The sequence below is a fragment of the Psychrobacter sp. UBA2514 genome (genome assembly GCF_002341255.1).
Taxonomy (GTDB): Bacteria; Pseudomonadota; Gammaproteobacteria; order Pseudomonadales; family Moraxellaceae; genus Psychrobacter; species Psychrobacter pacificensis.
In genome coordinates, this window is the sequence record NZ_DDNS01000022.1 from 24,098 (window position 1) to 31,899 (window position 7,802).

Consider the following 7,802-nt stretch of genomic DNA (forward strand, 5'->3'; position numbering starts at 1 on the left):
TGTGATCATAAAAAAGCGTCGTCATGACGCTTTTTTTATCTCTTTAATTTATTAAGCACTCTATTATCTTTTCTCCTTAATCAAAATATTCATAAAGAGTATGGTTATGACAGCATCTCCCTCAGCAGTACCGCAAGCAGGCGTTATCAAAGCATTCTTTCAAAAGTACTTTATCAATGCCTTTACGGGCATGGCGTTAGGGCTATTTGTCACACTAATTGCTGGCTTGATTATCTCGCAAATCGGTGGCTGGTTGAATTTGCCCGCATTAATCGCCGTGGGTAAGCTTGCGTCAATATTGATGGGGGCGGGCATTGGGGTAGGTATCGCTTATTATTTAAAAGCGCCAACACTCGTGATGCTTAGCTGCCTTGTAGCAGGTATGTTGGGTGCGCATTCTGAAGCACTAATGGCAGGAACGCTATTCATACCACAAGAGGGTGGCCCTGCGACCTTTGTAGCACTGCCAGGCAACCCAATCGGCGCTTATCTGACGTCTGTATTCGCTTATCGCGCTGGTACGTGGATCGCAGGCAAGACCAAGCTCGATATTTTATTAGTGCCCTTAGCAGTGTGTGGTATCGCGCTATTGGTCTGTGCGCTGCTCAATCCGCCTGTTGTTGCGGCAGTTAATGCGATTGGGCAAGGGATTCACGCGGCAACTGAGCTACAGCCATTGCTGATGGGTATCGTGATTGCAGTCGTCGTTGGTATCTTATTGACGCTACCGACATCGAGCGCTGCCATTTGTATTGCGATTGGCCTTGGGGGTTTGGCGGGCGGTGCCGCAGTTGTTGGCTGTGCCGCGCATATGATTGGTTTTGCCGTGGCCAGTTTTAAGGATAATGGATTTAGTGGCGTGATATCTCAAGGATTGGGAACCAGCATGCTGCAAATCCCTAATGTGCTAAAAAAACCTATCGTTTTGCTGCCTGCCGTTATTGCGAGCGCGATCGTTGGCCCTATCGCGACTGTCGGATTTGGCTTGGCTTGTACGGCGACAGGGGCGGGCATGGGTACCGCTGGTCTGGTTGGTGTGTTCGGCGTTATTGAAGCATCACAAGAAATCATGAGTACGACCCAATTATGGACAGCGATTGTCCTTCTGATGTTTGTATTGCCTGCAGTGATTGCAGGTTTGGTCGCTTACATCATGCGCCGTATGGGCTGGCTAGTCGCTGGTGATATGAAGCTGCCCTAAAAACGGTTAAAAATTTGTATTCGTGACCATACAACAAAAAAGCCCTGCTGTTCAAAAACAGTAGGGCTTTTTTATTTAAGGAGCGTCAGTTAGTTATGGTGCGGTACTTGTTTTATCACTACGCTTGTTATTGCGTCTTGGTTTTAGTTTACGCGATAACTGAGTGATGTCGTTTATAACTTCACTATAATGTGATGGGAATACCCGCTGAATGGCATCAACCATTTTGGCATCATTCCCAATTAAGCAGCGCTGCTGATTGGTCGCAGCGGCATGTAAAATAATCCAAGCTGCTTCGCTGGCATCAAATTTCAACAGTTTATTAAAGCTTTTAATGGCTTTATCACCAGTAGGCATACCGACCGTACTGGTACTATCATTGCCACGTGCGCTATTGGCAATATTGGTTTTGATACCGCCTGGATGGATACAGGTCGCTGATACACCGCAATTCTGAATGTTAAGCTCTTGACGCAGGCTTTCTGTAAAGCCGCGTACCGCAAACTTACTGGCATTATAAGCAGAATATGAAGGCTGAGCGGTCAAACCAAACAAGCTGGAGATATTGATCACATGACCATGTTCTTTAAACTGGCGGGGTTGATCGTTTTGATTATCACTCGTCACCTCGCTTTGTTTGACACTGTTTTTGATGAGTGGCAAAAACGCTTTGGTGCCATAAACCACGCCCCAAAAATTGATATCCATCACCCATTCAAGCTCCTCAATACTAGCGCCCTCTATCGTCGAAGAGAAGGCCACGCCTGCATTGTTAAAGATGAAATTGACTTTGCCATGGTCGCGCATCACGCTATCCGCCCACGCTTGCATAGCGTCATTGTCTGATACATCAAGTACAGTCATGGTGACCTTAACATCATAACCAACCAGCATCTCTTTGGTTCGTGTCAGTTGTTCTACATTGATGTCTGATAGCGCCACATGACAGCCCATTTTTGCTAAGTGAAGCGCAAGCTCGCGTCCCATCCCAGAACCTGCGCCAGTAATGGCGGCGACATGATTTTGGTAATAAGGTGCAATATCATTATCTTGTTCGCTGGGTGTATAAAAGGGCAGGTGCTGGCGTAATGAGGACGCCATCGTGGTTATATTGTTAAGCATAATAAACAGTCCTTTGTATTATTAAGAGTGAGTATTCATAGGTGCCATAGACGTTGGAAAACAGCAGTAGAATAAAAGTCGCAATAGACTATCTACATTAGCATGATTAATCATGAGGTCTACTTGCGATTGATAAATACTGCTATCATTTTGTAATGAGGAGCGTCAATTATCTCTAAAGCACTATACTGTTAAGTGTTCTTGGAATATAAAGGTTAATCAAATTTTTGATAAATAATTTAGGCGATCGATAGACATAAAAAAGCGCCGTGGCTTATAAGGCCAGACGCTTTTTTTGAATACCTCATTACTAATAATGAGCCATCTAAGTCGCATTATGCATTAAGCAATTTTAGGTATTTTACCTTCATTGATGACTTCTGCATCAACCATCACGGTCTTGGCATTTTCCATAGAAGGTAGCTCATACATGGTCTCAAGCAGGGCGTTTTCTACGATAGAACGTAGACCGCGCGCGCCAGTTTTACGCTCCATTGCTTTTTTGGCGATGGCATCAAGTGCTTCATCTGTAAAGCTGATCTCAGCACCTTCCATATCGAACAAGTACTTGTACTGTTTGACCAGTGCGTTCTTAGGTTCGGTAAGGATTTGGACTAAGGCTTCTTCATCAAGCTCTTTGAGCGCTGCAAGCACAGGCAGACGACCGATGAGCTCAGGAATCAAACCAAACTTGATCAAATCTTCTGGCTCAACTTCTTGTAGCAAGTCTGAGCTACGACGGCTGTCGTCTTTTGAGCTAACATCTGCGTTAAAGCCGATACCACCTTTTTCGGTACGTTGCTGAATGACTTTATCAAGTCCTGCAAACGCGCCGCCGACGATGATTAGGATGTTACTGGTATCGACTTGGATCAGCTCTTGCTGTGGATGCTTACGACCACCGTGCGGCGGAATCGCAGCAACGGTGCCTTCGATCAGCTTTAGCAGCGCTTGCTGCACGCCTTCGCCCGATACATCACGGGTAATCGATGGGTTATCACCTTTTTTGCTAATTTTGTCGATTTCATCAATATAGATGATGCCTTGTTCCGCTTTGGCCACATCGTAGTCAGACGCTTGTAGTAGCTTTTGCACGATGTTCTCAACGTCTTCACCGACATACCCTGCTTCGGTCAAGGTGGTGGCATCGGCCATTGCAAATGGCACATCAAGCAGACGAGCCAAGGTTTGCGCCAGCAAGGTCTTACCAGAACCCGTTGGGCCAATCAGCAAAATGTTACTTTTTGCCAATTCTACCATCGCGTCATCAGCACCGATTTTGGCTTTTTTGCTGTTATTGGCAAGTGTCTGGCTGACTTTTAGACGTTTGTAATGGTTATATACCGCGACCGATAACGCTTTTTTGGCAGCGTCCTGACCGATGACATACTCATCAAGCTTGGCACGCAGCTCTTTTGGGGTAGGTAGCTTTTTGTTGACCCATGAGGTATCTACGTCGCTGTCGTCATCGCTGTGTTCTGCACTGTCTGCGATTAGATCAGTACATAGCTCGATACATTCATTGCAGATATTGGCGTCATCAGCAGCAATCAGCTGCTGTACATCACTTTTGGCTTTACCACAAAACGAACAATGCGGGGTGTTATCTTCTGCCATAAAAGGCGCTCCTAAAGTTTAAAACTGGTTAGTCTATTTGCGACATATCGATGGTTGTATTGGTTGAACGCTCATACCTGCTTACGATCTATCAGGTATGAGCGGCATATTGATTTACCATACAAACAGACTATAACTATTCTTATGATGGCGCACTCGTTTGAGAGGCGTAGCGCTTATTTGAGATTACAAAGATTCAGGACGGCGCTCTAATACTTCATCAACCAAACCGTACTCTTTGGCTTCCTCAGCATCTAACCAAAAATCGCGCTCGACGTCTTTTTCGATTTTTTCGAGTGGCTGGCCGGTGCGCTCAGCCAAAATGCGGTTTAGGCGATCACGGATTTTGAGGATTTCACGAGCATTAATCTCGATATCAGTCGCTTGGCCTTGCGCGCCGCCTGATGGCTGGTGAATCATCACGCGAGCATTGGCGAGTGAGTAGCGCTTACCTTTTTGACCCGCGGCCAACAAGAATGAGCCCATGCTATAAGCACCGCCCATACAGATGGTGGATACTTCAGGTTTGATAAAGTTCATGGTATCAAAGATTGCCAAGCCTGCACTTACTGAGCCACCTGGTGAATTGATATACAAATGAATGTCTTTGTCAGGGTTTTCAGCTTCTAGAAATAGCAGCTGTGCGACGATTAGATTGGCCATATGGTCTTCGACTTGGCCTGTCAAAAAGATCACACGCTCACGCAATAGGCGTGAAAAAATATCAAACGAGCGTTCACCGCGTGAAGACTGCTCAACCACCATTGGTACTAGCGCCGCTTGGGTGGTTTGTACTTCTTTGTGAGCGCTCATTAGCATATCAAAATGTGGGTTAGCAGTGATGCGTTCATAATCTGTCATAGAAAAGTCCTATCGATAAAGGGATAAAATAAAAAACAGTTAAAATGGTTTTATTGTCTGGTATGTTTTGTGCTAATGGGTAGTTTATAGGGGGACTACGCCCACTATTCAAGCCTATAAAACCCGTTTGTACATAAAATAGGTGAAAAAGTGAGTCCGCTATATTTTTATATATAAGTTGAAAGAATATCCAAAAAAGGCAGATTCTATCTGCAAATCAGGCGTATCCCACAGAAACTTACCCCGATATGGATATCATAGAGCAGTGTCTCACCATACTTTTAACATAGAATACCTGATTAACTGCCTTGCAATCTACCTATCTTACTATTCAATTGTGCAAATGTGGGTTGTCAAAAGAATCCTTAAGCGCATTTACTCATAGTTATTCTTATAAGTAGAAAGTGCGGCCTGACATAGTGTGTTAATAGTCCAAGTTTGAATGCTAAAAAATGGTGCATATTAACGAAAAACGCCACAATTTGGTGCAAACCGTTATTTATCTAATAGTTATCAGCGGTAAAAGGCTGATTAAAAAATAGCTAAACCAGCTTTGTCATGTTAGTAAGAAAAAATATACAGTCAAAACCAAAGTAAAATCATTATGTTGGGTGTGATGGTGGAGTGTATGTAAGAGTGTTTGCATATGAGTTGGCATAATGCTTGTATAGACAGTGAAATTAACTGACTTTTTGGTCAGGAACCAGATTACTAGATTGTATTTAATGAGTAAAATGAGCAAATGAGTATATAAAATGAGTTGGGCTTCTTCTTTAACATTGAGTTTTGACACTGTTAAGCGCACAGATATTGCCAAAATTGCGGCTGCTACCGCTAAGACGCGGCTATCTCATCGTGAGCACACGGGCGCGCTTATGGTACAGCGTGCCCTATATCCTGAGCCACGTGGGCAGCAAGGCATTTGTCATATATTGATGTTATATCCGCCAGCAGGTATCGCAGGCGGTGATACGCTGACGATAGAGTTGCATTTAGACAATGGCAGCCATGCTGTTATCACTACACCAGGGGCTGGCAAGTGGTATGGTAATGACGGTGTCAGCCAAAAACATAAAGCTCGGTCGGACGACAACGACACGCACCAAAGTATGAGCCAAGACAAGATAGCTGCCTATGCAAGCCAACATCTGCAAGCCAAACTCGCCGCACATGTTCGCTTAGAATGGCTACCACAAGAGAGTATTATTTATAACGAAGCCAATATGCATGCAGTGAGCCGTTTTGATTTAGCTGACTCATCTAGCTTGCTGACTTGGGAGATTAGCGTATTTGGGCGGCAAGCATATGATGAGCAGTTCTTGCAAGGGCGTTATCATACTGGATTAAATATCTACCGAGAAGGTAAGGTTATCGTTGCTGAACGTGTCAAACAGGCTGCCCAAAGTCGCTGGTTTACATCGAGTCTAGGACTAGCAGATCAGCATATTTATGGGTCATTTTGGGCAGTGCCAAGTTTGAGCGATGTACATGACAACGCTGCACTGCCTGCCTCTGCCGCACAATCAGACGAGACAGCCTTAGCAACGATGAAGCAGGCCCTAGCTCGCTATTTAGACAATACCATCGTTGCATTACGCCATATGATTGCTGAGGCTAGATTACCGGTTTATTGTACTCATAACGGTCAAGCCATTAATATTCGGTATATCGGTTCAGATGTGCGCGGCTGTTTTGAAGCTTTTTATCAAATCAGAGAAGGCTTGCGACATCATTGGTGGCAGCTTGAGCCTTGCCGTCCGCGTATTTGGGACACCTAAGTCTACGGTTTTTCATAGCTAAGCCACACGACCTGATAATCTGCTATAACTTTTATAATAAATAAAATAAGGATTTGCCATGCATCTGACGCCAACAGAAAAAGACAAGCTCATGCTATTTACCGCTGGCATGGTGGCTGAGCGCCGCAAAAACCGCGGTGTTAAGCTCAATTACCCCGAAGCCATCGCTTATATCAGTATGCTGCTGATGGAAGGGGCTAGAGATGGCAAAAGAGTGGCTGAATTAATGAGTGAAGGGGCTACTTACCTGTCTGCCGATGATGTCATGGAAGGGGTGGCTGAGATGGTTGACGAGGTGCAAATTGAGGCGACCTTCCCTGATGGTACCAAATTGGTCACGGTACACAATCCCATCGTATAGTTCTGTCTATCACTAAATGATCACTCAAAAATAAGGCGGCTCCCATGCAAGCAGGCGAATATAACATCCAAGATGGTGACATTATCCTAAACCAAGGACGACAAGTACAGACCATCAGTGTGAGTAATACTGGCGATAGACCGATCCAAATCGGCTCGCACTATCACTTTTATGAAGTCAATGATGCGCTGAGCTTTGATAGAGAGCAGACCCGTGGGTATCGCCTAAATATCATCTCCGGCACGGCAGTTCGTTTTGAGCCGGGGCAGTCGCGAGAGGTAGAATTGGTGGCTTATGCGGGCAAGCAGGAAGTATATGGCTTTGCAGGTCGTGTCATGGGCGCGGTTCAACCAGATAAAACCGATGAAAAGCAACTGGAAACTTCGCAAAAGCGGGTGAGTCGGCAGATTTATGCAGAGCATTTTGGTCCTACCACAGGGGATAAAGTGCGTCTTGCCGACACTGAGCTTTGGCTACAAGTTGAGGCGGATTTGACCAGCCATAAAGATACTGCTGTTGACCAAGCGAATACGTCACAAAGTGATGAAGGTACTAGCCATACTACCGAGATTAAGGGTGAAGAAGTCAAATTTGGCGGCGGCAAAGTCATCCGTGATGGTATGGGTCAAGGGCAACTGCTGGGGGCTGAGGTTGCAGATACCGTGATTACCAATGCGCTGGTTGTAGATTATACGGGTATCTACAAAGCCGATATCGGTATCAAAAATGGCCGTATCAGCGCGATTGGTAAAGCGGGCAATCCTGATATCCAGCCTGCCATCGATATTCCGATTGGCGGCGCGACCGAAATCATCGCTGGTGAAGGCAAAATCCTCACCGC

The 7,802-nt window shown here is 45.3% G+C and carries 7 protein-coding genes; 4 read left to right on the top strand and 3 right to left on the bottom strand.

Annotated elements, in window-relative coordinates:
• Window positions 1-106 precede the first annotated feature (106 nt).
• Entirely contained in the window at window positions 107-1,201 is a 1,095-nt protein-coding gene (locus B3V51_RS07590; protein WP_212564115.1) for a PTS transporter subunit IIC, read from the top strand.
• Window positions 1,202-1,294: 93 nt separating this feature from the next.
• Here the strand turns inward: B3V51_RS07590 and B3V51_RS07595 are convergent, their stop codons facing one another.
• The 3 genes from B3V51_RS07595 to clpP all read right to left on the bottom strand — a co-directional run bounded on the left by B3V51_RS07595 (window position 1,295) and on the right by clpP (window position 4,753).
• On the bottom strand, window positions 1,295-2,323 hold the full coding sequence (locus B3V51_RS07595; RefSeq protein WP_083328923.1) for an SDR family NAD(P)-dependent oxidoreductase: 1,029 nt from the start codon (window positions 2,321-2,323) through the stop codon (window positions 1,295-1,297).
• Window positions 2,324-2,665: 342 nt separating this feature from the next.
• On the bottom strand, window positions 2,666-3,940 hold the full coding sequence (gene clpX, locus B3V51_RS07600; RefSeq protein ID WP_071002879.1) for an ATP-dependent protease ATP-binding subunit ClpX: 1,275 nt from the start codon (window positions 3,938-3,940) through the stop codon (window positions 2,666-2,668).
• 186 nt (window positions 3,941-4,126) lie between these two features.
• The gene (gene clpP, locus B3V51_RS07605) at window positions 4,127-4,753 is read right to left on the bottom strand and encodes an ATP-dependent Clp endopeptidase proteolytic subunit ClpP (RefSeq protein WP_212564481.1); all 627 of its coding nucleotides are present in this window, start codon (window positions 4,751-4,753) and stop codon (window positions 4,127-4,129) included.
• Between the two features lie 803 nt (window positions 4,754-5,556).
• Between clpP and B3V51_RS07610 the strand changes: the two genes are divergently transcribed.
• The 3 genes from B3V51_RS07610 to B3V51_RS12895 all read left to right on the top strand — a co-directional run.
• Complete coding sequence (locus B3V51_RS07610; protein ID WP_093070425.1) at window positions 5,557-6,579, top strand: urease accessory protein UreD; 1,023 nt, start codon at window positions 5,557-5,559, stop codon at window positions 6,577-6,579.
• Window positions 6,580-6,658: 79 nt separating this feature from the next.
• Entirely contained in the window at window positions 6,659-6,961 is a 303-nt protein-coding gene (gene ureA, locus B3V51_RS07615) for an urease subunit gamma (RefSeq protein WP_057761815.1), read from the top strand.
• A gap of 44 nt (window positions 6,962-7,005) precedes the next feature.
• Window positions 7,006-7,802: urease subunit beta (locus tag B3V51_RS12895; protein ID WP_286708175.1), on the top strand; the 797-nt coding region annotated here is incomplete at its 3' end.

Bases quoted from the DNA above. Each gene is read 5' to 3' on its own strand.
- B3V51_RS07590 (WP_212564115.1), top strand. From the start codon at position 107: ATGACAGCATCTCCCTCAGCAGTACCGCAAGCAGGCGTTATCAAAGCA.
- B3V51_RS07595 (WP_083328923.1), bottom strand. From the start codon at position 2,323: ATGCTTAACAATATAACCACGATGGCGTCCTCATTACGCCAGCACCTG.
- clpX (WP_071002879.1), bottom strand. From the start codon at position 3,940: ATGGCAGAAGATAACACCCCGCATTGTTCGTTTTGTGGTAAAGCCAAA.
- clpP (WP_212564481.1), bottom strand. From the start codon at position 4,753: ATGAGCGCTCACAAAGAAGTACAAACCACCCAAGCGGCGCTAGTACCA.
- B3V51_RS07610 (WP_093070425.1), top strand. From the start codon at position 5,557: ATGAGTTGGGCTTCTTCTTTAACATTGAGTTTTGACACTGTTAAGCGC.
- ureA (WP_057761815.1), top strand. From the start codon at position 6,659: ATGCATCTGACGCCAACAGAAAAAGACAAGCTCATGCTATTTACCGCT.